Origin of the sequence: Winogradskyella ludwigii (assembly GCF_013403985.1) — a bacterium.
GTDB classification, from domain to species: domain Bacteria; phylum Bacteroidota; class Bacteroidia; order Flavobacteriales; family Flavobacteriaceae; genus Winogradskyella; species Winogradskyella ludwigii.
On sequence record NZ_JABFDF010000002.1, the window covers coordinates 85,097 to 109,011 of the forward strand.

At 32.5% G+C, this 23,915-nt stretch carries 25 protein-coding genes; 16 read left to right on the top strand and 9 right to left on the bottom strand.

Going from position 1 to position 23,915, the window contains the following annotated elements; translation table 11 throughout:
- Positions 1 to 100 precede the first annotated feature (100 nt).
- Together HM981_RS06335 and HM981_RS06340 are read left to right on the top strand one after the other, a co-directional pair.
- The gene (locus HM981_RS06335) at positions 101 to 2,569 is read left to right on the top strand and encodes a TonB-dependent receptor (RefSeq protein ID WP_179337773.1); all 2,469 of its coding nucleotides are present in this window, start codon (positions 101 to 103) and stop codon (positions 2,567 to 2,569) included.
- A 137-nt stretch (positions 2,570 to 2,706) separates the two neighbouring features.
- A complete protein-coding gene (locus tag HM981_RS06340) occupies positions 2,707 to 4,524 on the top strand; it encodes a T9SS type A sorting domain-containing protein (RefSeq protein WP_179337774.1) in 1,818 nt (605 codons plus the stop codon).
- Between the two features lie 36 nt (positions 4,525 to 4,560).
- On the opposite strand, the gene HM981_RS06345 is transcribed toward HM981_RS06340, so the two are convergent.
- On the bottom strand, positions 4,561 to 5,712 hold the full coding sequence (locus HM981_RS06345; protein ID WP_179337775.1) for a cysteine desulfurase family protein: 1,152 nt from the start codon (positions 5,710 to 5,712) through the stop codon (positions 4,561 to 4,563).
- Positions 5,713 to 5,880: 168 nt separating this feature from the next.
- Between HM981_RS06345 and HM981_RS06350 the strand changes: the two genes are divergently transcribed.
- Complete coding sequence (locus HM981_RS06350; RefSeq protein ID WP_179337776.1) at positions 5,881 to 6,852, top strand: hypothetical protein; 972 nt, start codon at positions 5,881 to 5,883, stop codon at positions 6,850 to 6,852.
- Between the two features lie 4 nt (positions 6,853 to 6,856).
- On the opposite strand, the gene HM981_RS06355 is transcribed toward HM981_RS06350, so the two are convergent.
- Both HM981_RS06355 and HM981_RS06360 read right to left on the bottom strand, forming a co-directional pair.
- Positions 6,857 to 7,414 carry a Smr/MutS family protein gene (locus HM981_RS06355; protein WP_179337777.1) on the bottom strand — a complete coding sequence of 186 codons (558 nt, stop codon included), beginning with the start codon at positions 7,412 to 7,414 and terminating at the stop codon, positions 6,857 to 6,859.
- Positions 7,404 to 7,619 carry a hypothetical protein gene (locus tag HM981_RS06360; protein ID WP_179337778.1) on the bottom strand — a complete coding sequence of 72 codons (216 nt, stop codon included), beginning with the start codon at positions 7,617 to 7,619 and terminating at the stop codon, positions 7,404 to 7,406. Before HM981_RS06360 ends, HM981_RS06355 begins: the two co-directional genes overlap by 11 nt.
- A 177-nt stretch (positions 7,620 to 7,796) precedes the next feature.
- Between HM981_RS06360 and HM981_RS06365 the strand changes: the two genes are divergently transcribed.
- A complete protein-coding gene (locus HM981_RS06365; RefSeq protein ID WP_394351704.1) occupies positions 7,797 to 8,012 on the top strand; it encodes a DUF2752 domain-containing protein in 216 nt (71 codons plus the stop codon).
- Between the two features lie 13 nt (positions 8,013 to 8,025).
- Positions 8,026 to 8,361 (top strand): CCC motif membrane protein, encoded by a 336-nt coding sequence (locus HM981_RS06370; RefSeq protein WP_179337779.1) that lies wholly within the window; start codon positions 8,026 to 8,028, stop codon positions 8,359 to 8,361.
- Between the two features lie 74 nt (positions 8,362 to 8,435).
- Here the strand turns inward: HM981_RS06370 and rocD are convergent, their stop codons facing one another.
- Positions 8,436 to 9,716, bottom strand: coding sequence for an ornithine--oxo-acid transaminase (gene rocD, locus HM981_RS06375; RefSeq protein ID WP_179337780.1), 1,281 nt, complete (start codon positions 9,714 to 9,716; stop codon positions 8,436 to 8,438).
- Between the two features lie 415 nt (positions 9,717 to 10,131).
- On the opposite strand from rocD, the gene HM981_RS06380 reads away from it, so the two are divergent.
- The 5 genes from HM981_RS06380 (at position 10,132) to HM981_RS06400 (ending at position 14,837) form a co-directional block, all read left to right on the top strand.
- Positions 10,132 to 11,298 carry a mechanosensitive ion channel gene (locus HM981_RS06380; protein WP_179337781.1) on the top strand — a complete coding sequence of 389 codons (1,167 nt, stop codon included), beginning with the start codon at positions 10,132 to 10,134 and terminating at the stop codon, positions 11,296 to 11,298.
- 142 nt (positions 11,299 to 11,440) lie between these two features.
- Positions 11,441 to 12,895, top strand: a complete 1,455-nt coding sequence (gene rlmD / locus HM981_RS06385) for a 23S rRNA (uracil(1939)-C(5))-methyltransferase RlmD (protein WP_179337782.1) — start codon at positions 11,441 to 11,443, stop codon at positions 12,893 to 12,895.
- Positions 12,896 to 13,498 carry a DUF6452 family protein gene (locus tag HM981_RS06390; protein WP_179337783.1) on the top strand — a complete coding sequence of 201 codons (603 nt, stop codon included), beginning with the start codon at positions 12,896 to 12,898 and terminating at the stop codon, positions 13,496 to 13,498.
- Positions 13,464 to 14,222: a DUF6048 family protein gene (locus tag HM981_RS06395; protein ID WP_246286161.1), complete on the top strand. Its 759-nt coding sequence runs from the start codon at positions 13,464 to 13,466 to the stop codon at positions 14,220 to 14,222. Before HM981_RS06390 ends, HM981_RS06395 begins: the two co-directional genes overlap by 35 nt.
- Before the next feature lie 87 nt (positions 14,223 to 14,309).
- Positions 14,310 to 14,837: a DinB family protein gene (locus tag HM981_RS06400; RefSeq protein WP_179337784.1), complete on the top strand. Its 528-nt coding sequence runs from the start codon at positions 14,310 to 14,312 to the stop codon at positions 14,835 to 14,837.
- Between the two features lie 132 nt (positions 14,838 to 14,969).
- On the opposite strand, the gene HM981_RS06405 is transcribed toward HM981_RS06400, so the two are convergent.
- Both HM981_RS06405 and HM981_RS06410 read right to left on the bottom strand, forming a co-directional pair.
- Positions 14,970 to 15,917, bottom strand: coding sequence for a phosphoribosylaminoimidazolesuccinocarboxamide synthase (locus HM981_RS06405; protein WP_179337785.1), 948 nt, complete (start codon positions 15,915 to 15,917; stop codon positions 14,970 to 14,972).
- Between the two features lie 229 nt (positions 15,918 to 16,146).
- On the bottom strand, positions 16,147 to 17,100 hold the full coding sequence (locus tag HM981_RS06410; RefSeq protein ID WP_179337786.1) for a PhoH family protein: 954 nt from the start codon (positions 17,098 to 17,100) through the stop codon (positions 16,147 to 16,149).
- 185 nt (positions 17,101 to 17,285) lie between these two features.
- On the opposite strand from HM981_RS06410, the gene HM981_RS06415 reads away from it, so the two are divergent.
- The 6 genes from HM981_RS06415 to dnaN all read left to right on the top strand — a co-directional run bounded on the left by HM981_RS06415 (position 17,286) and on the right by dnaN (position 22,741).
- Entirely contained in the window at positions 17,286 to 18,122 is an 837-nt protein-coding gene (locus tag HM981_RS06415; protein ID WP_179337787.1) for an SAM hydrolase/SAM-dependent halogenase family protein, read from the top strand.
- 3 nt (positions 18,123 to 18,125) lie between these two features.
- Positions 18,126 to 18,422 (top strand): putative quinol monooxygenase, encoded by a 297-nt coding sequence (locus HM981_RS06420; RefSeq protein WP_179337788.1) that lies wholly within the window; start codon positions 18,126 to 18,128, stop codon positions 18,420 to 18,422.
- Positions 18,423 to 18,480: 58 nt separating this feature from the next.
- Positions 18,481 to 19,200 carry a gliding motility-associated ABC transporter permease subunit GldF gene (gene gldF / locus HM981_RS06425; RefSeq protein WP_179337789.1) on the top strand — a complete coding sequence of 240 codons (720 nt, stop codon included), beginning with the start codon at positions 18,481 to 18,483 and terminating at the stop codon, positions 19,198 to 19,200.
- A gap of 4 nt (positions 19,201 to 19,204) precedes the next feature.
- The gene (locus HM981_RS06430) at positions 19,205 to 19,702 is read left to right on the top strand and encodes a hypothetical protein (RefSeq protein ID WP_179337790.1); all 498 of its coding nucleotides are present in this window, start codon (positions 19,205 to 19,207) and stop codon (positions 19,700 to 19,702) included.
- Positions 19,689 to 21,359 carry a gliding motility-associated ABC transporter substrate-binding protein GldG gene (gene gldG / locus HM981_RS06435; RefSeq protein WP_179337791.1) on the top strand — a complete coding sequence of 557 codons (1,671 nt, stop codon included), beginning with the start codon at positions 19,689 to 19,691 and terminating at the stop codon, positions 21,357 to 21,359. The genes HM981_RS06430 and gldG overlap by 14 nt, the downstream gene beginning before the upstream one ends.
- Before the next feature lie 263 nt (positions 21,360 to 21,622).
- On the top strand, positions 21,623 to 22,741 hold the full coding sequence (gene dnaN / locus HM981_RS06440; RefSeq protein ID WP_179337792.1) for a DNA polymerase III subunit beta: 1,119 nt from the start codon (positions 21,623 to 21,625) through the stop codon (positions 22,739 to 22,741).
- Positions 22,742 to 22,913: 172 nt separating this feature from the next.
- Here dnaN and HM981_RS06445 read toward each other — a convergent pair whose 3' ends face one another.
- The 3 genes from HM981_RS06445 to HM981_RS06455 form a co-directional block, all read right to left on the bottom strand.
- Positions 22,914 to 23,276: a DUF4870 domain-containing protein gene (locus HM981_RS06445; protein WP_179337793.1), complete on the bottom strand. Its 363-nt coding sequence runs from the start codon at positions 23,274 to 23,276 to the stop codon at positions 22,914 to 22,916.
- A 63-nt stretch (positions 23,277 to 23,339) separates the two neighbouring features.
- Positions 23,340 to 23,549 (bottom strand): YgaP family membrane protein, encoded by a 210-nt coding sequence (locus tag HM981_RS06450; protein ID WP_179337794.1) that lies wholly within the window; start codon positions 23,547 to 23,549, stop codon positions 23,340 to 23,342.
- Positions 23,550 to 23,567: 18 nt separating this feature from the next.
- Positions 23,568 to 23,873: a hypothetical protein gene (locus HM981_RS06455; RefSeq protein WP_179337795.1), complete on the bottom strand. Its 306-nt coding sequence runs from the start codon at positions 23,871 to 23,873 to the stop codon at positions 23,568 to 23,570.
- Positions 23,874 to 23,915: the final 42 nt, after the last annotated feature.

Sequence of the window (23,915 nt, forward strand, 5' to 3'; positions counted from 1 at the left end):
TTAGTGGCGAACGTGTTTTAAGTTATTATTATAAACATATAGTAAAATACAATTGAAACCTACAATCGTATTTCATACCAACTAAGAAAAATTAAATCATTTGAAACGCTTACATTTTATAATCTTACTCAGTTTACTTTTTAGTAGTCTTTCCTTTTCGCAATCTGCAATTATTAGAGGTGTTATTTTAGACGAAGGCAACACTCCTATAGAAGGCATTAACATAAAGGCTAGTACAGGAGAAGGAACTGCTACCAATAGCAATGGTTTTTACGAACTTAAAATTCCTTTTGGTGTTGAAATCACGGTAATATTCACACATATTTCTCATAAACGTATTGAACAGAAATTTAATCTAAAAAACGGTCAAGAAATAGAATATAATCCTGTAATGCTTATTGATGTAGAACAAATTGCAACCGTTGTTATTAACACCAATACAAGACAATCTGTAGATGGTGTTACTTCTATATCTCCACAAATGATTAGAACAATTAAAGGTGCACAACCAGGAGTAGAAAATATTTTAAAAACATTACCTGGTGTTAATATTTCTAATGAATTAAGTACACAATACTCTGTTCGTGGTGGAAATTTTGACGAGAACCTTGTTTATGTCAATGAGATCGAAGTGTATAGACCATTTCTAATTCGTTCAGGTAACCAAGAAGGTTTAAGTTTTGTAAATACAGATATGGTTCATAATGTTGATTTTTCAGCAGGTGGTTTTCAGGCAAAATTTGGAGATAAACTATCTTCTGTTTTAGATATTACATATCGTAATCCTGTAAGTTTTGGAATTAGAGCCGATTTAAGTTTATTAGGAGGAAGCCTTACAGCAGAAACCGTTTCAAAAGATGGAAAGTTTTCAGGTATTGCAGGGGTGCGCTACAGAGACAACAGTTTATTATTAAATAGTCTTGAGACCGAAGGTAATGTAGAACCTGTTTTCGCAGATGCACAAACCTATTTAACCTATCGTTTTTCGAGTAAATTTCATTTGAATTTCTTAGGAAACATCTCATCAAACAAATACAACTTTCAACCTGAAAACAGACAAACTAATTTTGGTACCTTACAAGATCCTGTCGCACTTTTAGTCTTTTATGAAGGTCAAGAAAAAGATCAATACCAAACTGCTTTTGGTGCTTTTAAAGCAAATTATTTTGCTAGTGATGATCTCACACTTAAACTTATAGCCTCAGCATATCATACCACAGAACAAGAATACTTTGACATATTAGCACAGTACCGTTTAGGAGAAGTAAACACTAATATTGGTGATGAAAATTTAGGAGAAGTTGAATTTAGTGAAGGTATTGGCGGACAACTTACACATGCTCGTAACGATCTAGATGCTTTTATTGTGAATGCTGAACATAGAGGAGATTATAAAATTGATGATGAAACCACTCTAGAATGGTCTGTAAAATACACTAACGAAGACATTAGAGACCGTTTAGTAGAATATGAAGTTATTGATTCTGCAGGTTTTTCTATTAGACCTCCAATTATTAGTCAAACTAACCCGCAACCTTATGAGCCTTTTTCTGGACCATTAGTGGCTTTTGAAGATATTAGAGCAACAAACCGTATACAAATAAACAGACTTCAAGCTTTTGTACAATATAGCAAGCGAACAGACTGGAATGGAAACGAGGTATTTTATAATGCAGGTGTAAGAACACACACTTGGAATGTAAGTGGAGATGGCATTATAGATAGTAAAACACAAACTGTAATTAGTCCTAGAGCACAGTTTGCTATTAAACCTAATTGGGAAAAGGACATGCTTTTTAGAGTTGCAGCTGGTTTATATTATCAACCTCCATTTTATAGAGAGTTAAGAGATTCTTCAGGAACAGTGCAACCTAATGTAAAAGCACAAAAGTCATTTCATATTGTTTTGGGTAACGAGTATAGTTTCGAAATTTGGGATAGACCATTCAAATTAGTTACAGAAGCCTATTATAAAGGTATGTCTGATGTTAATCCGTACACTTTAGAAAATGTTAGAATTCGTTATAGTGCAGACAATAATGCCAAAGCATATGCTTACGGTTTAGACTTAAGACTTAATGGCGAGTTTGTACCAGGAACAGAATCTTGGTTTAGTTTTGGATATTTAAAAACCGAAGAAAACATTGATAATCGTGGTTATATTGCAAGGCCTACAGATCAACGATTAAAGTTTGGAGCATTATTTCAGGATTATGTTCCTAACATGCCAGACTTAAAAATGTATTTAAATTTAGTTTATAATACTGGTGTTCCAGGAGGTTCGCCTAGTTACGCAGATCCATACAACTACCAAATACGTTTACGAGATTACAGACGTGCAGATTTAGGGATCTCCTACCAATTGGTAAACCCTGAGAAAACCTACGAAGCAAAATGGAAAAAATCTGTGAAAGAACTTTCTATTGGTTTTGAAATTTACAACATGTTTAACAATCAAAACTCTATTACCAATACATGGGTTAGAGATGTTTATAGCAAACAACAATATGCTATTCCAAATTACTTGACTCCTCGTGTTTTTAATATCAGATTATCTACGCGTTTTTAGATAATATTCTTCTTTTTAAACGATAAGAGAATGCTTTTGAGTGAATTCAGCAAAAAGAAATAAGTTAATTTCCTTATTTTTGACTAACTAAGTTTCTTTAAGTTATTCTTATAAACTTTAGTTTAAAATTAAGAATCATGAAATTATCCCTCTTTTCTTTAGTCTTACTTTGCGGTAATATAGCCTTTGCGCAACTTAGTGTTCAAAATGATGCTTATCTATTTGTAAAAAATCAATACGTTTATGTCACTGACGATGTTAATATTGACGATGCAAATTCAAAAATATATCTTAGAGACGAAGCCCAATTACTTCAAGGTAATGGATCTACTGGTAATTCTGGTACTGGAGAACTCAGTATTTATCAAACAGGAAATGTAAATCAATGGAGTTATAATTATTGGTGCTCACCTGTTGGAAATAATTCTGCCGCTTTTGGGAATGAAGATGCACGCGTTAATTTAATTGATGATGCCACAGGAATTCCTTCTTCAGGTGATCCTTTAGGACTAACATCTAGTACAGATGCTTTATTTATTGCTGGTTATGATGGGACATCTAGCCCTCTAGGAATAGCAAAGCGTTGGCTGTGGACTTATCAAACGTCAGAACAATATATCGATTGGGTTTTTGCAGGTGCTGCCGGAAATATTAAGCCAGGTCTTGGTTTTACAATGAAAGGAAATGGGACGGGATTAACAGGAAGTCAAGTTTACGATTTTAGAGGCAAACCTAATAATGGTACTATTGGTAATGATGTTGCTAATGGTTTAAATACTTTAGTAGGAAACCCTTATCCAAGCGCTATAGATGCTGCGGCTTTTATTCACGATGTAGATAACCAAACTTCTATTACTGGCACATTACAGTATTGGGAGCAAGATGGAGCTGTGAGTTCACATGTATTGCAAGATTACAGAGGTGGTTATTATTCGTTTACAATTAATGCCTCAGGAACGGTGATTACAGATACACCTGCAGAATTTAGGACTTATGATGAAGAAGACAATAGCTTTCCTTTACCAACACCAACTTTTGGTTCTAAATTAGCAGGAAGATATATTCCCGTAGGACAAGGATTTATGGTTGAAGGTATTACTGGGACACCAGGAACTCCAGCAACAGTCTATACCAAAAACTCACATCGCACGTTCGCTAAAGAATCTGATGGAAACAGTACTTTTTTCAGAAACAATAATGATAATAACACTAACGAGGTTACTGGTATTCAATATCAAGAGAACGGCCTTTCTATTGTTCCTGAAGATTATAAAAGGTTTAGAATCAATGTAGATTTCACTGTTGATGAAGCAGAATACACAAGACAATTGGTTTTAAATTTCAATGATTCTGCAACGGCTGGTTTCGATTATGGTTTAGAATTGATTCGTACAGAAAGTTCTGCCTCAGATGCTTATTTTTCGTTGGATGAAAAAGTATATTCTGCTCAAGCCTTTCCTTTTGAAGAAGCGCTCACTATTCCGTTAGCCGTTAATATTGAGCAACAGCAACCTTTACGTTTCAGAATATTTGACATTCAGAATTTTGATGATACTCAAGGTATTTACATTCATGACAATGAAAATGACACTTATGTTAACCTTAGAAATTTAGATTATAGCTTAAACATAGAACCTGGAAACTATACCGATCGTTTTACTATTGTTTTTATGTCTCAGGCGTTAAGCGTTAAAGAATTTGACACAACCGCATTAACTATCAATCAAAGTAATTCGCTTCATCAGCTTACTGTAAATAATCCAAACGGCTTAGATATTAAGACTATAGAAATTTATGATGTTACTGGTAAACGCATCTCTCAATTACAATTGACTGCTATAGAAAACAACTATAATTTACCTACGTTACGTTTAAGTGATGGTGTTTATGTTGTAAACGTCGCTTTTAATTCTAATACTGAAGCAATATCGCAAAAGATAATTGTTAAGAATTAGAAGTCATAAAATTAGAAATAACTGAGTGAATTTATTTTAAGCATCTTTTGGCTTAACAAATTCACTTAAAACGTTAATCACATAATCTAACTCTTCCTTAGTATTATAAATACTGAAAGAAAAACGGACTGAAGGTTGCTTTAATTTTTCATCATTTAAAATTGCAGATAACACGTGTGATGATTGGTTGCTACCACTTTGGCAAGCGCTTCCTTTTGAACAAGCAATTCCTTTTAAATCGAGTTGAAACTGTAACATCGATGCTTTTTCTGGTGCAATTGGCAAACAGACATTGACTAAGGTATAGGTGCTTTCAGCATGTTCACAACCTCCATTAAAACTCGCATTAGGTAAATGTTTTTTTATTTGCTCAATAAAATAACTCTTTAAGCCTGAAACGTATTTTTTATCTTCTTCAATAGTTTGATAAGCTATTTTTAAAGCTTCATCCATACCAACAATATTATGTATAGATTCTGTACCTGCTCTATAACCTCGTTCCTGCTCACCACCAAAAATCAATGGTTTTAATCCTGATTCTTTTCTAATAAAACAAAATCCAACTCCTTTTGGTCCGTGAAACTTATGTGCACTTGCCGCTAAAAAATCTATTGGAATGGTTTTTAAATCAATTTTATAATGACCAATAGACTGCACAGTATCTGTATGAAACAACGCCTTATTAATCTTGCAAAGTTCAGCAACACGTTCTAGGTCTAAAATATTACCAATTTCATTATTAATGTGCATTAAACTCACCACGGCTTTATCACTAGATTTTAATAAAGCTTCTAAATGCGAATAATTAATTGAACCACAATCTTCTAAATCTACAAACTTAAGTGCTACATTATACTCTTTTTGCAATTGCTCTGCAGTATGTAAAACGGCATGATGTTCTATTTTAGAAAGAATAATTTCTGTAACTCCCAAATCTCTAACAGCACTTCGTAATGCTAAATTATCTGCTTCTGTACCACCAGAAGTAAAAACAATTTCTGATGCATTAATGTTAAAATACGAAGCGATGTTTTTTCTGCATTGTTCTAAAAGCGCTTTAGAAGAACGTCCAAAACTATGTGTAGATGATGCATTGCCATAGTTAGCTTGTAAGACTTCCGTCATGCGCACTATAACTTCTGGTCTTATTGCTGTTGTTGCGGCATTGTCTAAATATATTTGCTTCATCTTTAACTCGTCTTTACATTTATTAAGCTCCGAATTTTCAACTAAAAACACATTGAATTAAAACAAAACTTAAATTTGGCTGACCGCAAAAATATTGTAAATAAAATTATTTAGTTAATGGAGCGTTATAATTTTACAAATCCTTTATTTTTGTTTAAAATTGAATCTATGCTACAGCGTTTTTATATCCTATTTTGTTTACTCTTTTTAGTCGCTTGTGATGATGGAGATATCCTAACTATTGATTTGGATTTTGATGAAGAATTAGAGCAATGTGAAAATTTTGAAGATTACCACCTTGTTTATGATACGCGCGAAGACCCAAGTGAAGCACTGCTTTTAATTTTTCCGAAATCTACGACTAATGATGCACTATTTGCGTTTGCAACTACAGAAGGAACTCCTGAAGAATTAACGATTGATGAGAGTACCATTCGTTTTATTTACAGAACCTATAATAGAGAGTTAACTTCTGATGATATTTGTGCTGTTGTTTCCCCTTCAGATTTAACCATAAGAGAAGACTATGAAGCAGGTTCTGGTGATGTTTACATTACTACGACCATAGAAGATGATGATAACGATGGAGTACCTAATGAAGATGAAGGCATTTCAGGATTACCAAACGAAGATGGTATTTATATCGATTCTTTAGATACTGATGGAGATGGTATTCCTAATTATTTAGACATAGATGATGATGGAGATAATGTATTAACAGAAGATGAACTAGACGAATTGGATGAAGATGGAGATGGAGATCCTTTAACTAACCCTTTAAACACTGATGCAGATCATCCAACAAACAGTGATGATCTTCCTGATTATTTGGATCCTGATGACGATGGTGACGGAATTTTAACACGTTATGAAGATGCTAATGGAGAAAATGGCCCTAACGACGATAGAGTAACTGTAAACGGAGTTCTTGTACAACTTTACCTTAACAGTGAAGAAGCTATAGCATATATACCAGATACTAACGAAGATTACGACGCCTTTGAAAATGTATATACTAGAACAGTGACAATGACCTTTACCATTGAAAATACTGATTTAACAATTTTTAGAACATCAAATATTGATCTAGGAACATTAACCTTTACTATTCCAGAATTCGATCCAGAAGATTACGATTGATTACTTAAGGTTCTATATTTTGAAGAATTCTAACCTCTGTAGCACCTAATCCGTAGGTTTTATAATCTGCATCATAAAACCGCACATTATTATAACGACTAAAAAGCGTTTCTAACTCTTGGCGAAGCACTCCTTCCCCTACTCCATGTATAAATACAATTTTAGGAATACGTTTACGCATAGCAAACTCTAATTGACCTCTGGCTGTATCTAATTGTAGATTAAGCATCTCAAAATTAGACATCCTTTTGGATGATTTTGTTAAATGATGAATATGTAAATCGACTTCAAACTTTGGTGCATGTCGCTCTTTTGGTTTTATTGTTGGTGCAGACTTTCGTTTTTTAGAAGCCTTTTCTCTTTTTACAGCTTCAAAATCGGTATTGTAAACTGCATTTTCAAGAGAGTTTCCTGAGGACGACAACATGAGTTCGTTAGCTTCAAACTGTAAGTTAAAACCATCACTATCTTCAATTGTTATTGTTTTATCTGAAATCTTTGTTATAACACCTGAAATATTATCATCTAAAGTTTCAATATGATCTCCAACTTTAAATTTCATCTTCTTTATCTGTTTTAATAAAAGATTCTTCCTCTTTATCAAACTTACTAGGAATATTTCTAGACGTTCTATAAATACCAAACATTAGTAACATGATACCACCTAGTAGTATATAAGTGTTTTGCTCCTCTTGTGCTTGTGCATAAAAGGCAATTAAGCCACCAACCACAATACAGATAAAATTTAGGGTTCTAGATATATTCATAACGCATCATTTAATATGAGCAAAAGTAAGGATTAGAAAAATTATTTAATGTAATTACTAAAGTATTTAGCAAATTCTTAATTTAGCGCCATGTTAATATTCGCAAAAGGACTTGATGATTATATGCTGCCATGTTTATGGAAGCAAACTTTTAATGTAGATTGTATGGGCTGTGGTATGCAGAGATCTATCTCATTAATTTTAAAAGGAGATTTTATAGCCGCTTTTTATATGTATCCAGCTATATATTCTCTTATTATGCTATTCACTTTCCTGATATTTCACCTTAAATTTCAATTTAAGAATGGTCATCGGATTATTTTAGGGTTATTTATCCTAAATATTAGTATTATTGTAACGAGCTTTATTTTAAAGACCTTTTTAATCAACTAAAAACAAATAAAACATGGAAAAACAACAAATCCCTAATGGAACCTTAGTCCTTGTAATGGGAATTTTATCAATTATTGGCTGCTGCTGTTATGGTTTGCCAGGATTAATTTTTGGAATTGTAGCAATAGTACTTGCTGGAAAAGCCACTAAAGTTTACACAGAATCACCTGAAAGCTTTTCTGGTTTTGGAAATGTAAAAGCTGGAAAAATAATGGGAATTATTGGTGTAGTTTTAAGTATTGCTATGGTTTTATTTTACGTTTGGATAATTACTACTTTTGGATGGGATACTATGCAAGATCAAGAATTAATGCAACAAAAACTGCAAGAAATGATGGGACCTCAATAGTCTTATTTTTTATAAATAAAAAAGCGATTTTCTTAATTGAAAATCGCTTTTTTTATGCTTATTTAAAAGCTTTATTAAGCTTCAAATGTTTTTAATGTCTTTGTTATAATAGACACACAATCTAATAATTGTACTTCTGTTATTACTAAAGGTGGTGCAAAACGAATAATATTACCATGTGTTGGTTTTGCTAACAAACCGTTATCTCTTAATTTCATACAGATATTCCATGCGGTATCACTATCTTCTGTATCATTTATTAAAATCGCATTCAACAATCCTTTACCGCGAACACCATTTACAATAGAACTTGTTTCAATAAATTTAGATAATTCTGCTCTAAACAATTCTCCTAATTCTTGTGCATTATTTGCTAATCCTTCGTCTTTAATAACATCTAATGCTGCGATACCAATAGCTGCAGCAACCGGATTCCCTCCAAATGTACTACCATGGTTCCCTGGTTTTATAACATCCATGATGTCGTTATTTGCTAAAACCGCAGAAACAGGATATGCTCCTCCAGATAAGGCTTTACCTAAAATTAAAATATCAGCTTTAACTTCTGGTGTACCAGAACAATGCTTATCTGCACAACTACAGTTACCACAAGTTGCTAATAAACGACCTGTTCTTGCAATACCAGTTTGCACTTCGTCTGCAATAAATAATACATTAAACTTTTCGCATAAGGCTTTTGCTTTGGCTAAATAACCTTCACTTGGCACGTAAACGCCTGCTTCACCTTGAATTGGTTCTACTAAGAAACCTGCAACATTAGGATTATTCTTTAAAGTAGTTTCTAAAGCTTCTAAATTATCGTATTCAATTTTTATAAATCCATTAGTGTATGGTCCAAAGTTTTTACGCGCTACAGGATCATTACTAAACGAAATAATAGTAGTTGTTCTTCCGTGGAAGTTATTTTCACACACTACAATTTCAGCTTCATTCTCATCAATACCTTTTACTTCATAAGCCCATTTTCTACACAATTTTAAAGCCGTTTCTACAGCTTCTGCTCCTGTGTTCATTGGTAAAAGCTTATCAAAATGAAACGTTTCCGTTGCATATTTTTCAAACTTACCTAATACATCATTATAAAATGCTCTTGAGGTTAACGTTAAAGTTTTTGCTTGCTCAGTCATTGCTCCAACAATTTTTGGATGACAATGTCCTTGGTTTACTGCAGAATATGCTGAAAGAAAATCGTAATACTTTTTACCTTCTACATCCCAAACAAAAACACCCTCTCCTTTACTCAGTACTACTGGTAATGGATGGTAATTGTGTGCACCATACTTGTTTTCTAAATCTATCGCTTCTTGCGATGTTAATTGGTCTAAAACAGCCATTTTTAAAAATAATTTAAGGTTTATGCCTCTTTAGAAGGCATCGTTTAACATTGCTAAACAATGCAAACATTAATAATTAAATCTCGCTTAGCGAGTTCCTTATCTACCTTTATCCTTTCGAAGATTCCGATAACTATCAGAACGAAAATTCAGCGTGGGAAAGAAATCATCCCTAGAATGTGCAAATTAATAAATATTAAGCTTCAATTATAAATTAGTTTTCATTTTTTAACATCTAATTTTACTAATTCCACTTCTTTTTTATAAAAATCAAATTCCTAGTAAACTACTATAAACTCACTTACTAGCAAGACATAGCCGTCTACAAATCCGTAGGCTTCTACATTCTTTTGTGTCTTTTCAAAATATTAAGTGTCTCAAATATATAATATTAACTATTCAATTTTAATTAACCATGGACTACTTAACAGAATTATTTAATAACTTAACAGCATCATTTGGAGAAAGCCTCTCTGGTGTAATTGCAGCCGTTTTAATACTAATTATCGGTTGGTTTATTGCTGGCTTTGTAAAACGAATGACCACAAAACTGATAAAAAAAACAGGTATTGATGACAAACTGAAAAATTCTTCATTAAAGTTGTCTTCCTTTATTGGTAAACTCCTTTATTTTTTAGTAATGATATTTGTTTTTATGTTAGCTCTAGGCAAATTAGGCTTAACGGATGTATTAGATCCCGTAAAAAACTTATTAAATGGATTTACAAATTACATTCCTAATATTATTGGTGCTGGTTTAGTGGCTTACATTGGCTATATGTTAGCAACAATAGTTTCTGAACTCGTAGAATTATCTGGTGATACCATAAAAAAGTTCACACCAAAACTTAAGCTTCCTGAAAACCTTGATGTCGTAAAAATTCTAAAAAAGGTAGTTTTCATATTTGTATTTATACCATTATTGATTTCTGCGTTTCATATTTTAGACATGAAAGCCATTTCAGAACCTGCAACATCAATGTTAAGCTCATTTTTTGAAGCGATTCCGAGAATATTAGTAGCTACAATTATCATCATCATATTTGTTTTTGTTGGACGCTTTGTGGCTCAACTTTTAAAAGAATTATTACAAAGCCTTAATGTAGATGGTTTAGTTTCTAAAATGAACATGACTGAATATGTTGGAACTAAAAGTGTTGCTAAATTAATATCTAACATTGCTTATGCACTTATCGTTGTATTTGGAATGTTAACAGCCTTTGAAAAATTAGAATTCACACAACTCACAGAAATCATTGATACTGTATTGGCTTATGCAGGTAAAATCTTATTCGGAATTGTAATTATTGGTTTAGGTTTAATTATTTCTAATCTATTCACTAAAGCATTAAATAGTAAAAACAATCCTTTTGTAGTCTCTATTGTAAAAATTAGCATCATTGCTATATTCTTAGCTATTGGTTTAGGTTCTATGGGAATTGCAGATGAAATTGTAAATCTAGCTTTCGGTATATCATTAGGAACAGTAGCACTTACAGTGGTTTTATCTTTCGGTTTAGGTGGTCGTGAAGCTGCAGGAAAACAAATGGGAAAAATCTTAGAAAAATTTAATAAGAACTAATTTTTCACCCTTAATTAATTAAAGCGGCTTAGAGAAATCTAGGCCGTTTTTTATTTGTGATAAACTCAGAAATAATAGCATCATTTTCAACTTTACTATTCGCAAAAATGCACCTATCTTTGCTACTTAATTATTATAAGAAATGCCAAAAAGAGAACGGAATAAATTTGTAAGACGCGGTGAAATCATTGATATTTTAATCGAAGATTATGCCTTTGGTGGTAAAGGTATTGGTCGTATAAGAAATGAACATGGCGAATTTGTTGTTTTCGTTCCTAATACATTACCTGGTCAGTTGGTAAAAACTCAAATAAAAAAAACCAGTAAAAAGTATGCTGAAGGTAAACTTTTTGAGGTTTTAAAGCCATCGGAAGATGAAATTGATATGCCTTACCAAACTATTCCTGGTGCACCTTATATTAATTTACCCATTGAAAAACAACATCAATACAAAAAGGAAAGTACTCTACAATTATTTAAACGTATTGGTAAAGTTGATGATATTGAAGATAAGTTTGATGAATTTGTAACCTCACCTAACACCTTTCATTATAGAAATAAAATGGAGTATGGCTTTTCTGCCATTGGTTATGACCACGACTTAAAAACTGATGTAGATGAATTTACTTTAGGATTTAAAAAACGTGGAACTTGGTGGTGTGGAGATGACCTAAAGAAAGATTCTGGTTTATTTGATGCCGAATTTGAAAACCAATTAAAAGACATTAAAGCCTATTGTGTAGAAACCGGATTAGCACCTTGGCATCCACCAAAAAGGGAAGGTTTCTTTAGATATTTTGTGGTCAGAAAATCGTTTAAAACCAATCAGCTCTTATTTAATTTAGTTACCACTTCTTATGATTTACCTGAATTTGATTTAGATAAATTTGCTAATTATTTGGTTGGATTATTTGGTGATCGCGTTGCTGGTTTATTACACACCATTAATGATGAAACTGGAGATAGAACTATTGCCACAACAGGAAGTATTTCTCTTGTTTATGGTGATGATAAAATTGTAGAAGAATTATTAGGCTTAAATTTTGAAATTAGCATGAAGAGCTTTTTTCAAACCAACCCAAAATGTGCTGAAAAATTATACACTAAAGTGGTCGATTATGCTTTAGAAAACAAAGAAGCTGTTGACAATACGGTTGTTCTTGATTTATTTTGCGGAACAGGAACTATTGGTCAAATTATTGCCAATAAATCTGAAAACACTAAAATTGTAGGTGTAGATATTGTTGCAGCTGCCATTGAAGATGCCAAAGAGAATGCCAAACGTAATAATATTGAAGGGCTTAAATTTTATGCTGCAGATGTTGGTAAATTCTTAGCCGAACATCCAGAATACACCAATAAAATAAGAACTATCATCTTAGATCCTGCAAGAGCAGGAATTGCTCCTAAAACCCTTAAAAAAATAATAAACCTAAATGCAGAACGTTTGGTTTATGTATCTTGTAATCCTGCAACCCAAGCAAGAGACACTGAGCAATTAATGGAAGCGGGTTACACCATCAATAAATTAAGTTTGGTAGATCAATTTCCGCACACAGCACATATTGAAACGGTTGTATTATTTGAGAAAAAGTAAATGAAAAACTTAAAATTCTTAATTCTAGTTATAGCCATTGCGTTAATTAATTGTGAACGTGATGATATCTGTTCTGCAGCTACAGAAACGACTCCAAGACTAATTATAGAATTCTATGACGCTTCTGATACTGAGGAATTATTAAATGTTTCTAGAATTACGGTTTATCGTGAAGGCATTTTTACAGATGAGGATGGAGTTACAACAGAACCTATTGAAGAATCTGACAAAATCATTAAGGAATATGATGATGAAGACGCCTATGTTTTTAATGTAAACAATAATAAAATAGCATTACCTCTTCTTGTTGGACCTGAAGGTCAACCACCAATAACAGTGCGTTATGTTTTAGAAAAAGACACGAATCTAAGAATTGAAGATGAAGATCCTTTAACCAATTCTAATATAGACATCATAGAAATCACATACAACACAGAGTTTGTTTATATCTCGAGAGCTTGCGGTTACTCTAGCTATTTCAACAGTTTAGGGGTTTTAAGAGAGACAGATACTGATCAATGGATTGCTAATATAGAAATCGAAGAAACCACACAACAAAGTATAAAAGATGAAAACACAACACATGTACGTATCTATCATTAGAGGCGTAATATTACTGCTGTTGTTTTCTACAGTGGCTTTTGCACAGGACAAGAAAAAAACAGTAAAGGATACCTTAGTTTTTAAACAAAAATATGGCCTTAGGTTAGGTGCCGATGTTAGTAAATTAGCACGCACGTTTTTTGATGATGATTACTCTGGATTTGAAATTATGGGAGATTATCGTCTTACCAAACGTATCTATATTGCTGGAGAAATTGGAAATGAAGAACGTGTTCTAGAAAATGAAGTTTTAAACAACACTACAAAGGGTAGTTACTTTAAAGTTGGTTTAGATATGAATTTCTACAAAAACTGGCTTGACATGGAGAACATGATTTTTGCAGGAATCCGTGTTGGTGCAAGTACATTTAACCAAACATTAAACAATTATACGGTTTATGATATTAATAACCAATATTGGGGAGACCGTTTTGACGTTGCTGAAGGTCAAGAATTTAATGATTTAACGGCACTTTGGACAGAGTTACAAATTGGCTTAAAAGCAGAAATATTTAATAATTTCTTTGCTGGATTTAATCTTCAACTTAAAGTTCTTCTTACAGAAAAAGAACCTAGTAATTACGAAAACCTTTATATTCCAGGTTATAATAGAACGTACGACAGTAGCCGTGTTGGTGGTGGTTTTGGCGTGAACCTTTCGTATTTAGTTCCTATTTTTAAGAAAGATAAAGTTATAATTCAAGAGAAAGAAGTTGAAGAATAATTTTTAGTTATTCGTCGTTAAAAATAAGTGAGTCTTTATAAACTATTCAATAAAATTGCCTACCTTTTCTTTATCAAATTCTTTCCTATGGATAAAGATGCTATTGCAGATTTAATTGAAACTAAACACGCTGAATTAATTACTTGGTTAGAAAACCAACCAGACGAGGCTTGGACTCAAGGACCTAAAGGAAAATGGACCACAGGCCAACAAACGCTTCATTTATTACAAAGTATCATTCCACTTAACAATGCTTTAAGCATGCCTAAATTTTTACTGCGTTTAAAGTTTGGAAAAGCAAACCGACCTGTTAGAACATACGATGCTATTGTAAAACGTTATCATGAACGTTTACTCGATGTAAAAGGCACAACCTTTAAAGGATCTCAAAACATGAAGATCCCTGCACTTATAGACAAGCAATATCTTATAAACAGATTACAAACTGAAGAAAAAAAACTTCAGTATAAAACGAGACGTATTAGCGATAAAAATTTAGATACTGTGATTTTACCGCATCCTTTAATGGGGAAAATGCCTGTTAGAGAAATTATTATGTGGACGGCTTATCATGTTGAGCATCATACAAGTACTATGAAATCAAACTTGCTTTAATTCTCTCATTTTAAATAGCTTATATAAAACTACAATTAATTTACTTTGACCATTAGTTTCTGTTTATCGCATAAAAAAGACGTAAAAACAATATTTTTTTTACGTCTTTTTTATAATTACTTCTATTAATAATTAGCCTAAATACTCTAAAACATTGGCTTCAATTCTGTTTTGAATATCAGATAAATCTGCTTTTACAAAGGTATCTCCTGTTATGTTTTCGTACAACTCAATGTAACGGTCGCTTACAGATTGAATATAGTCATCACTCATTTCAGGAACCGTTTGTCCTTCTAGGCCTTGAAAATCATTAGCTATTAACCATTGTCTCACAAACTCTTTAGACAATTGCTTTTGCGATTCTCCACTATCTTGACGTTCTTGATAACCATCTGCGTAAAAATAACGTGACGAATCTGGTGTATGAATCTCATCTATTAATACAATTTTTCCGTCTTTTGTTTTACCAAATTCGTATTTAGTATCTACTAAAATTAAACCACGAGCGGCAGCAATTTCAGTTCCGCGTTGAAATAATTTTCTCGTATAATCTTCAAGAATAATATAGTCTTCTTCTGAAACAATTCCTTTTTTAAGAATGTCTTCTCTAGAAATATCCTCATCATGATCTCCCATTTCTGCTTTTGTTGCAGGTGTAATAATTGGCTCTGGGAATTTGTCGTTTTCTTTTAAACCTTCTGGCATTGCCACACCACAAAGTATGCGTTTACCTGCTTTATATTCTCTTGCTGCATGGCCAGACATATAACCGCGTATAACCATTTCTACTTTAAAAGGTTCACACAAATAACCAACAGCGACATTGGGATCTGGTGTTGCTACCAACCAATTAGGTACCAAATCTTCGGTTTCTTTCATCATCTTGGTCGCTATCTGGTTTAATATTTGCCCTTTATACGGAATACCTTTTGGCATCACCACATCAAAAGCACTTAAGCGATCTGTAGCAACCATTACCAATTGCTCATCGTTAATGTTGTATACTGCTCTTACTTTTCCTTTATAAAAACTTTTTTGTTTTGGGAAATTGAAATTGGTTTCTGTAATGGTATTGTTCATTGTCGTGTAGGCGTTGTGTTGTTTACTGTTTAATTGTTTGTTAGTTCCGAATTATGAAATTCATTATATAATGATAATATAAGTGATGTTAAGCCCTAGCCCAGATTGCAGCGGCATCCTTTTCATTTGGTGGTTTGTTGATCACTGAGCGAAGCGAAAGTGAGAAGAAATCATTAAATAAAAAGATATAGCGGAAAGCTGGAAATAGCTTCTAATAAAATTTATAATATTATTCTCTGTTTTCTATACTCTTATATGCGGCGATGACTTTCTTTACTAATTGATGACGAATAACGTCTTTATCGTCGAGATAAACCATACCAATACCTTCTACATTTTTTAAGACTAAAAGAGCTTCTTTTAATCCGGAAACCGAACGACGAGGCAAATCTACTTGACCAGGATCTCCAGTTAGCATAAACTTAGCGTTTTTACCCATACGCGTTAAAAACATCTTCATTTGTGCATGTGTGGTGTTCTGACCTTCGTCTAAAATCACGAATGCATTATCTAAAGTACGTCCGCGCATAAAGGCCAAAGGTGCGATTTGAATGACTCCTTTTTCTATGTAACTGTCTAACTTTTCTGCAGGAAACATATCGCGCAAGGCATCGTACAACGGTTGCATATACGGATCTAATTTCTCTTTTAAATCTCCTGGTAAAAAACCAAGATTCTCACCAGCTTCTACGGCAGGACGTGTTAATATTATACGCTTTACTTCTTTATTTTTTAAGGCTTGTACTGCTAATGCAACACTGACATAGGTTTTTCCTGTTCCGGCTGGGCCAATTGCAAAAACCATATCGTTTTTACGCATACTTTCTACTAGCTTTCGCTGATTTGCAGTTTGTGCTTTTATGAGTTTACCTCCTGCTCCATGCACTAAAACGTCTCCGCTTTTTGCCGATGTGTTATAATCGTCGCTACTTTGACTTGTTAAGACGCGTTCAATTACGTTTTCGTCTAACTTGTTATACTTTGAAAAATGCTTAATTAACATGGTCATTCTACGATCAAACTCTTCGAGTAAGTCTTCGTCTCCATATGCTTTAATTTTATTGCCTCTAGCAACAATTTTAAGTTTTGGAAAATACTTTTTAAGTAATTCGATATTAGCATTTTGTGCACCAAAGAATTCTTTTGGAGTAATTTCTTCTAGTTCTAGGATTAGTTCATTCAAAAGCGCGCTTTTTTTAAATTACACCATATAAACCTTAAAATAATTCAAAACACTTATGATATATTTTAAAATTCATTTGGTCTGTTAATCTGTTTTCTTTTCTTAATTTTGTGATACAACGTGTGTACACACAAAGCTAATAATTTTACAACCACAATTCTTAAAAAAATATCAACAATCAATCCATGGCGATAATCACTTTAACGACTGATTTTGGAGAAAAAGATCACTTTGCTGGAGCCATAAAAGGAGCTATTCATAGCGAGCTTGATGAGATTAAAATTGTAGATATCTCTCATTCTGTGTCGCCTTTTAATATCTCTGAAGCGGCTTATATTATTCAGAATGCGTATAGTAGTTTTCCTAAAGGAACGATTCATTTAATAGGAATAGATTCTGAGTTAAGTCCTGAAAACAAGCATATTGCAGTAAAATTAGACGACCATTACTTTATATGTGCTAACAATGGCATAATGAGTATGATATGTGCTGAAATCTCGGCAGAGAAAATTGTTGAAATTAACATACATGATAGAGTAGAAACTAATTTCCCTGTATTAGATATTTTTGTAAAAGTAGCTTGCCATATTGCACGTGGAGGAACTTTGGATGTGATAGGAAAAGTTATTAACACTATTAAACCCATTAAAAATTTAATACCTTTTATTAACGATGATCAAAACCAAATTATTGGTAGTGTAATTTACATTGATAATTACGGAAATGTGGTCACGAATATAAAACGCAAATTTTTTGAAACGGTTCAGAAAACGAGAGCTTATGAAGTTTTTGCGCGTAACCATAAGTTTGATAAAATTCATAATAAGTTTAGCGATATTATAAATTTTGATATTGAAGAGTCTAAACGAAATATTGAAGGAAAAGGCTTAGTGGTTTTTAATTCTTCTGGCTATTTAGAAATTGCCGTTTATAAAAGTAATTGCACAACTGTTGGTGGTGCTTCTACTTTAATGGGATTAAAAACGATGGATACTGTAACCGTTAACTTCTTAAAACCTTAAGCTTTGTTAGTAAGAATTGTAAAAATGAGCTTTGACCCAACGAATATTGAAGAATTCTTGGCTAATTTTGAAACGGTTAAAGAAAAGATTAGAAATTTTGAAGGTTGTAATTTTCTAGAACTCTATAGAGATAAAAACACAACCAATATCTTTTTTACCTATAGCTATTGGAATTCTGAAACCGATTTAAACAATTATAGACATTCTGATTTATTTAAAGGCGTTTGGAAAAAAACAAAGCCGATGTTTAATGCGAAACCTGAGGCTTGGAGCGTAGATAAATTAGAGAGTTTAAAATAAAGAAGAATTTCGAAATCTCATAAAAACGCAAACCAAACTGAATACTGAACACTAATCTATGTTAGCAATACTAAAAAAAGAAATAAATACCTTCTTCGCTTCACCAATTGGCTATTTGGTTATTGGTGTGTTTTTATTACTTAACGGTTTATTCCTTTGGGTTTTTAAAGGTGAATTCAATATTTTAGATAATGGACTAGCTAGTTTATCATCGTTCTTTTTATTAGCACCTTGGATTCTTATTTTTTTAGTTCCTGCTGTAACCATGCGAAGTTTTAGCGATGAAAAGAAACAAGGGACTTTAGAGTTATTGGTTACTAAACCTATTTCACATTTTCAAATTGTATTAGGGAAATATTTTGGTGCTTTTGTTTTAATTTTAATGGCTTTAGTTCCAACTTTATTATACGTTTATACCATATCTCAGTTAGGACATGCAGAAGAGGGTCTTGATATGGGAAGTACTATTGGTTCTTATTTTGGACTTTTGTTTTTAATTGGTGCTTACACTGCCATTGGTGTGTTTGCCTCTACGCTTTCCGATAATCAGATTGTAGCATTTATCATTGCAGTTTTTATCTGTTTCTTTTTCTATTTTGGTTTTGAAGGGCTTTCAAACTACAACATTTTTGATAACCTTGTTTATATGGAAAACTTAGGCATGTCTGCACATTACAACAGTATGAGTCGTGGTGTAATTGACACCAGAGATTTGGTCTATTTTGTAACAATTTCTTTAGCCTTTTTATTATTTACTAAATTGAGAATCCAAAACTAATAGCATGATCATAACTCCTTTATTAGTCCTGTTTTTAATTCTTGTTTTTGTACTGTTGTTTTTGTTTTTAAACACTGTAGATAAACGAAAATGGCTATCTGCATTAATCAGTTTGGTATTGACACCTTTTGCCTTTTTCTTTTTGTTTTATCCTTTTCTAAATATAATTAGTAGTTACCATCATCAAAAATATTTTGATAGTGAGGCTTGGGCTGAAAAGCCTTCTTTACGTTATGAAATGATTGATAATACCATTGAATCTGATCTATTAATAGGAGCTTCGAAAGAAAAAATCACAACACTTCTAGGAAAAGAAGAATGGTTATCTTGGGATGATGCTAAGAAAGCACACGATACTAACAAATGGAATTATGGACTTGGAATTGAACCCGGAGCCCTTACAGACGAAAGAGAATGCGTAGAGATTACGTTTAAAGATGATAAAGTTATTTCTATAACACCTTATCAAGAAGCAATAACATTCGGGAATGAAAAAAAATAAATCTATACTATATATTGTCGCTATTGTTGTTGGACTCATTATCGTGAATGCGATTTCAAGCTCGATTTATCAGCGTTTTGACCTTACTAAAGATCATCGCTATACACTTTCTGAAGCTTCAAAATCTTTGGTTAGTAATTTAGATTCCCCTTTAATTATAGATGTATTTTTAGAAGGAGATTTCCCTTCAGAATTCAGATTACTTCAAACCGAAGTAAAACAAATTGTTGATGAATTTCAATTGGAAACCAATCAGATTGTAATTAATTATATTAATCCAATTGAAGACGAAACCACGCGTCAGCAATACATTGAAGAGTTAACAAAACAAGGTTTAGAACCTTATATAAATACGGATAACAGCACAGGAAAAGTAACTCAAGATATCATTTTTCCTTGGGCTTATGCGAGCTACAAAGATAAACGCGTAAAAATCCCACTTTTAAAACGAAGTCTTACACAAGGTTTACAAGAGCAAATTAATAATTCTGTACAATCTTTAGAATACGCCTTTGCAGATGGCTTTAGTAAACTCGTTAATGCTAAGGCTAAAAAGATTGCAATTTTAAAAGGTAATGGTGAATTAGGTGATATTTATATGGCCGATTTCTTAACTACAATTAAGCCTTATTACAATATTGCACCTTTTACTTTAGATAGTGTGTCTACTAATCCGCAAGGCACTTTAGATAAGCTAAACGACTATGATTTAATTGTGGTTGCTAAACCGAGTATTGCATTTTCAGAAAACGAAAAATTAGTTTTAGACCAATACACCATGTCAGGCGGCAAAAGTCTTTGGCTTACGGAATCCGTGGTTATGGATAAAGACAGTTTGTATAACGATTCTGGTACTGGAGTTTCCATTATGCGGGACTTACATTTAAATGATTTTTTCTTTAAATATGGAGTTCGCGTCAATCCTACTTTAGTAAAGGATCTTTATTCGGCACCAATTATGTTAGCGATTGGAGAAGGTAGTCAGGCACAAATGCAACCCATTCAATGGCAGTATTCACCTTTGGCAGCATCGAATCCAGACCATCCTATAACAAAGAACTTAAACTTAGTGAAATTTGATTTTGCGAGTCCGATTGACACTTTAAAAAACAACATCAAAAAATCAATTTTATTACAAAGTTCACCTAAATCAAAACTTGAAGGAGCACCAACCACAATATCATTAGCAAATGTAACTAACTCACCAAATGAGGAAAGCTACAATCTAGGTTCTCAAAATTTAGCTGTTCTTTTAGAAGGTGAATTTTCATCGGTTTATGATCAACGTATTTTACCTTTTAAGGTGACTAATTTCCAATCTAAAAGTAAAGCCACTAAGATGGTAGTGATTTCAGATGGAGACATCATAAAAAATAACGTTATTAAAAATAGGCCACAAGAATTAGGCTTTGACCAACTCACAGGAAAATCATTTGGAAATAAAGAATTCCTGCTTAATACGGTTAATTACCTATTAGAAGATAATGGACTTATAAACATAAGAGCCAAAGAAATTAACGTCGGATTCTTAGATGCAGAAAAAGTAAAAGACAGCAAAGGTACATGGCAATTTATTAATATTGCTTTGCCACTCATCCTTTTAGCTTTGTTTGGGTTTGTGTTTAACTATTTAAGAAAACGAAAATACGCTTCTTAGAGTTCTATTACACAAGACAATACAGTTAATATCGTCTATTTTAACAACAGAAATTTTATAAATTTAGGCAAATTAAAAATGCGAAAAGTGTAATACTTTTTGCTAATTCTTGTCTTTTTAATTTTATTCTATTCTTTATCCTATTTTATTATCAAAATTGTGCATTCTTAGGCCCAATTTGTTAATAAGTTTGTTTTATAAAACCCTTCTATTAAGATATCTTTGTGAGACAACTATAAAAGTATTAAACACATATATTCAATATGAAATTCATTGTTTCAAGCACCTATTTATTAAAACAACTCCAAGTCTTAGGAGGTGTTATTAATAACAGTAATACACTACCTATTTTAGATAATTTCTTATTTGAACTAAGCCTATCAAAATTAACAATTTCGGCTAGTGATTTAGAAACGACGATGTCTGCAACTATAGATGTTGAAAGTGATTCTGAAGGGAGTATTGCATTACCTGCAAGACTACTATTAGACACGTTAAAAACGTTTCCAGAACAACCTTTAACTTTTGTTGTTGAAGAAAACAACACTGTTGAAATAAGCTCTAATCATGGTAAATATGCATTAGCTTATGCTGATGGTGCAGAATTCCCAAATGCGGTTTCTATTGAAGATGCAAGTACAACAACTATTATCGGAGATATCTTAGCGACAGCAATTAGTAAAACAATTTTTGCCGCTGGAAATGATGATTTAAGACCTGTAATGAGTGGTGTGTTTTTTCAGTTTTCTCAAGAAAATTTAACCTTTGTAGCCACAGATGCTCACAAATTAGTTAAATATACTAGAAACGATGTTAGCGCAACTGAAACAGCAGAATTCATTATGCCTAAAAAACCTTTAACACTTTTAAAAGGAATTTTAGCAGGAAGTGATGATGACGTTTTAGTAGAATACAATGAATCTAACGCCAAGTTTACTTTTGAAAATTCCGTATTAATTTGCCGATTAATCGATGGAAAATATCCTAACTATGAAGCGGTAATTCCTAAAGAAAATCCGAATAAATTAGTAATTGATAGAACCCTGTTTTTAAACTCTGTGCGTCGTGTTAGTATTTTCTCTAACAAAACAACACATCAAATTCGTTTGAAAATTGCTGGTGCAGAATTAAACATCTCTGCTGAAGATATCGATTACTCAAACAAAGCCGAAGAACGTTTAACGTGTGATTACCAAGGAGACGATATGCAAATTGGTTTTAATTCACGTTTCTTAACGGAAATGATTAATAACTTAAGCTCAGATAACGTACAGTTAGAAATGAGTTTACCAAACAGAGCCGGAATCTTAACACCTATTGATGGTTTAGATGAAGGTGAGCATGTAACAATGCTTGTTATGCCAGTGATGCTTAATAGTTAATACAAAGCAGACTCTCATAAATAAGAGACTACATATAAAATTTAAAAAGCTCATCGGATGATGAGCTTTTTTTATGCAATATTTTTTGATTAGAGATTAACGTTACTGAGTTTGTAAAAATAGAAAAGGCTCACTTAATAGTGAGCCTTTTCATCTCCAATACCTAAAATCCCTAACTAATAAAATTAAAAGACATTGGATAGCTTGGTAATTCTCCATTACTAGCTTTTATAGCATTTACAATTGGCATTACAAATGCTAAAATTGCAATTAATACAATGATTAAAATTCCTAACCCAAATGCAAAAATAAGTGGAACACTTATTAAAGAATACACTATTAGGCTTAATTGAAAATTCAAAATAGCTTTTCCGTGTGCATCCATACCCTCTACTTTATCCTTTTGCGTTGCCCAAAGAACTAATGGAGCAATAATTCCACCAAAACCAGTGGCATAAGTTAATAATTGTGACAAGTGTGTAATGACTAATAACTGATTGTCTGTACGTTTAAGTGTGTAATAATTTGATTCCATGATTGCTGATTTTACACTTATATGACGCAAATGAATTCCATTTGTTACAAATTGACAGTTAAATTAACATGACGAACAACTTCCACCCTCTTTCTTAATACCCAATTTCACCAAAATAGTTTCTAATAAGCACCATTTTGTAAAAGCAGATTGAATTAAGTTAACACCAATAAATACAGTAAACCACATCCAATTTGGACTTACGTATACAGAAAGTACAACGCTTAATAATACCATGACACCAACAATAACTCTAAAATATGTATTTAACATTTTAATTAATTTTTTAGTTTATATAAATCTTTCAATAGGAACTACTATCGCTTTTATAGGATTGTTAGTTTCTAAATTTTCATTAAATTCTTTTATAACTTCGAACAAAGCATCAATACGCTCTTCATCGGTGAATGAAAAGAACATACTAGATTCGTTTCCTCCTTTTTCTGCAGGAAACCAATTGGAAGCCATTAATAAAGATGAACCATTTTTGTGACCATCAATTTCAGAACTACTAAAGTTTTCTATATCTGCTTTTTTGAAAAGTTTCAAAACCTCATTTTGATACTGCTCTACTGCTGTAACTATGACTAATTTCATTTGTTTCTATTTTTCTTGTCCGTTCGAGCGCAGTCGAGAACT

Excerpts from the sequence above, each read along its gene's own strand:
- HM981_RS06340 (WP_179337774.1), top strand. The coding sequence starts at position 2,707 with ATGAAATTATCCCTCTTTTCTTTAGTCTTACTTTGCGGTAATATAGCC.
- HM981_RS06345 (WP_179337775.1), bottom strand. The coding sequence starts at position 5,712 with ATGAAGCAAATATATTTAGACAATGCCGCAACAACAGCAATAAGACCA.
- HM981_RS06350 (WP_179337776.1), top strand. The coding sequence starts at position 5,881 with ATGCTACAGCGTTTTTATATCCTATTTTGTTTACTCTTTTTAGTCGCT.
- HM981_RS06355 (WP_179337777.1), bottom strand. The coding sequence starts at position 7,414 with ATGAAATTTAAAGTTGGAGATCATATTGAAACTTTAGATGATAATATT.
- HM981_RS06360 (WP_179337778.1), bottom strand. The coding sequence starts at position 7,619 with ATGAATATATCTAGAACCCTAAATTTTATCTGTATTGTGGTTGGTGGC.
- HM981_RS06365 (WP_394351704.1), top strand. The coding sequence starts at position 7,797 with ATGCAGAGATCTATCTCATTAATTTTAAAAGGAGATTTTATAGCCGCT.
- HM981_RS06370 (WP_179337779.1), top strand. The coding sequence starts at position 8,026 with ATGGAAAAACAACAAATCCCTAATGGAACCTTAGTCCTTGTAATGGGA.
- rocD (WP_179337780.1), bottom strand. The coding sequence starts at position 9,716 with ATGGCTGTTTTAGACCAATTAACATCGCAAGAAGCGATAGATTTAGAA.
- HM981_RS06380 (WP_179337781.1), top strand. The coding sequence starts at position 10,132 with ATGGACTACTTAACAGAATTATTTAATAACTTAACAGCATCATTTGGA.
- rlmD (WP_179337782.1), top strand. The coding sequence starts at position 11,441 with ATGCCAAAAAGAGAACGGAATAAATTTGTAAGACGCGGTGAAATCATT.
- HM981_RS06390 (WP_179337783.1), top strand. The coding sequence starts at position 12,896 with ATGAAAAACTTAAAATTCTTAATTCTAGTTATAGCCATTGCGTTAATT.
- HM981_RS06395 (WP_246286161.1), top strand. The coding sequence starts at position 13,464 with ATGAAAACACAACACATGTACGTATCTATCATTAGAGGCGTAATATTA.
- HM981_RS06400 (WP_179337784.1), top strand. The coding sequence starts at position 14,310 with ATGGATAAAGATGCTATTGCAGATTTAATTGAAACTAAACACGCTGAA.
- HM981_RS06405 (WP_179337785.1), bottom strand. The coding sequence starts at position 15,917 with ATGAACAATACCATTACAGAAACCAATTTCAATTTCCCAAAACAAAAA.
- HM981_RS06415 (WP_179337787.1), top strand. The coding sequence starts at position 17,286 with ATGGCGATAATCACTTTAACGACTGATTTTGGAGAAAAAGATCACTTT.
- gldF (WP_179337789.1), top strand. The coding sequence starts at position 18,481 with ATGTTAGCAATACTAAAAAAAGAAATAAATACCTTCTTCGCTTCACCA.
- HM981_RS06430 (WP_179337790.1), top strand. The coding sequence starts at position 19,205 with ATGATCATAACTCCTTTATTAGTCCTGTTTTTAATTCTTGTTTTTGTA.
- gldG (WP_179337791.1), top strand. The coding sequence starts at position 19,689 with ATGAAAAAAAATAAATCTATACTATATATTGTCGCTATTGTTGTTGGA.
- dnaN (WP_179337792.1), top strand. The coding sequence starts at position 21,623 with ATGAAATTCATTGTTTCAAGCACCTATTTATTAAAACAACTCCAAGTC.
- HM981_RS06445 (WP_179337793.1), bottom strand. The coding sequence starts at position 23,276 with ATGGAATCAAATTATTACACACTTAAACGTACAGACAATCAGTTATTA.
- HM981_RS06450 (WP_179337794.1), bottom strand. The coding sequence starts at position 23,549 with ATGTTAAATACATATTTTAGAGTTATTGTTGGTGTCATGGTATTATTA.
- HM981_RS06455 (WP_179337795.1), bottom strand. The coding sequence starts at position 23,873 with ATGAAATTAGTCATAGTTACAGCAGTAGAGCAGTATCAAAATGAGGTT.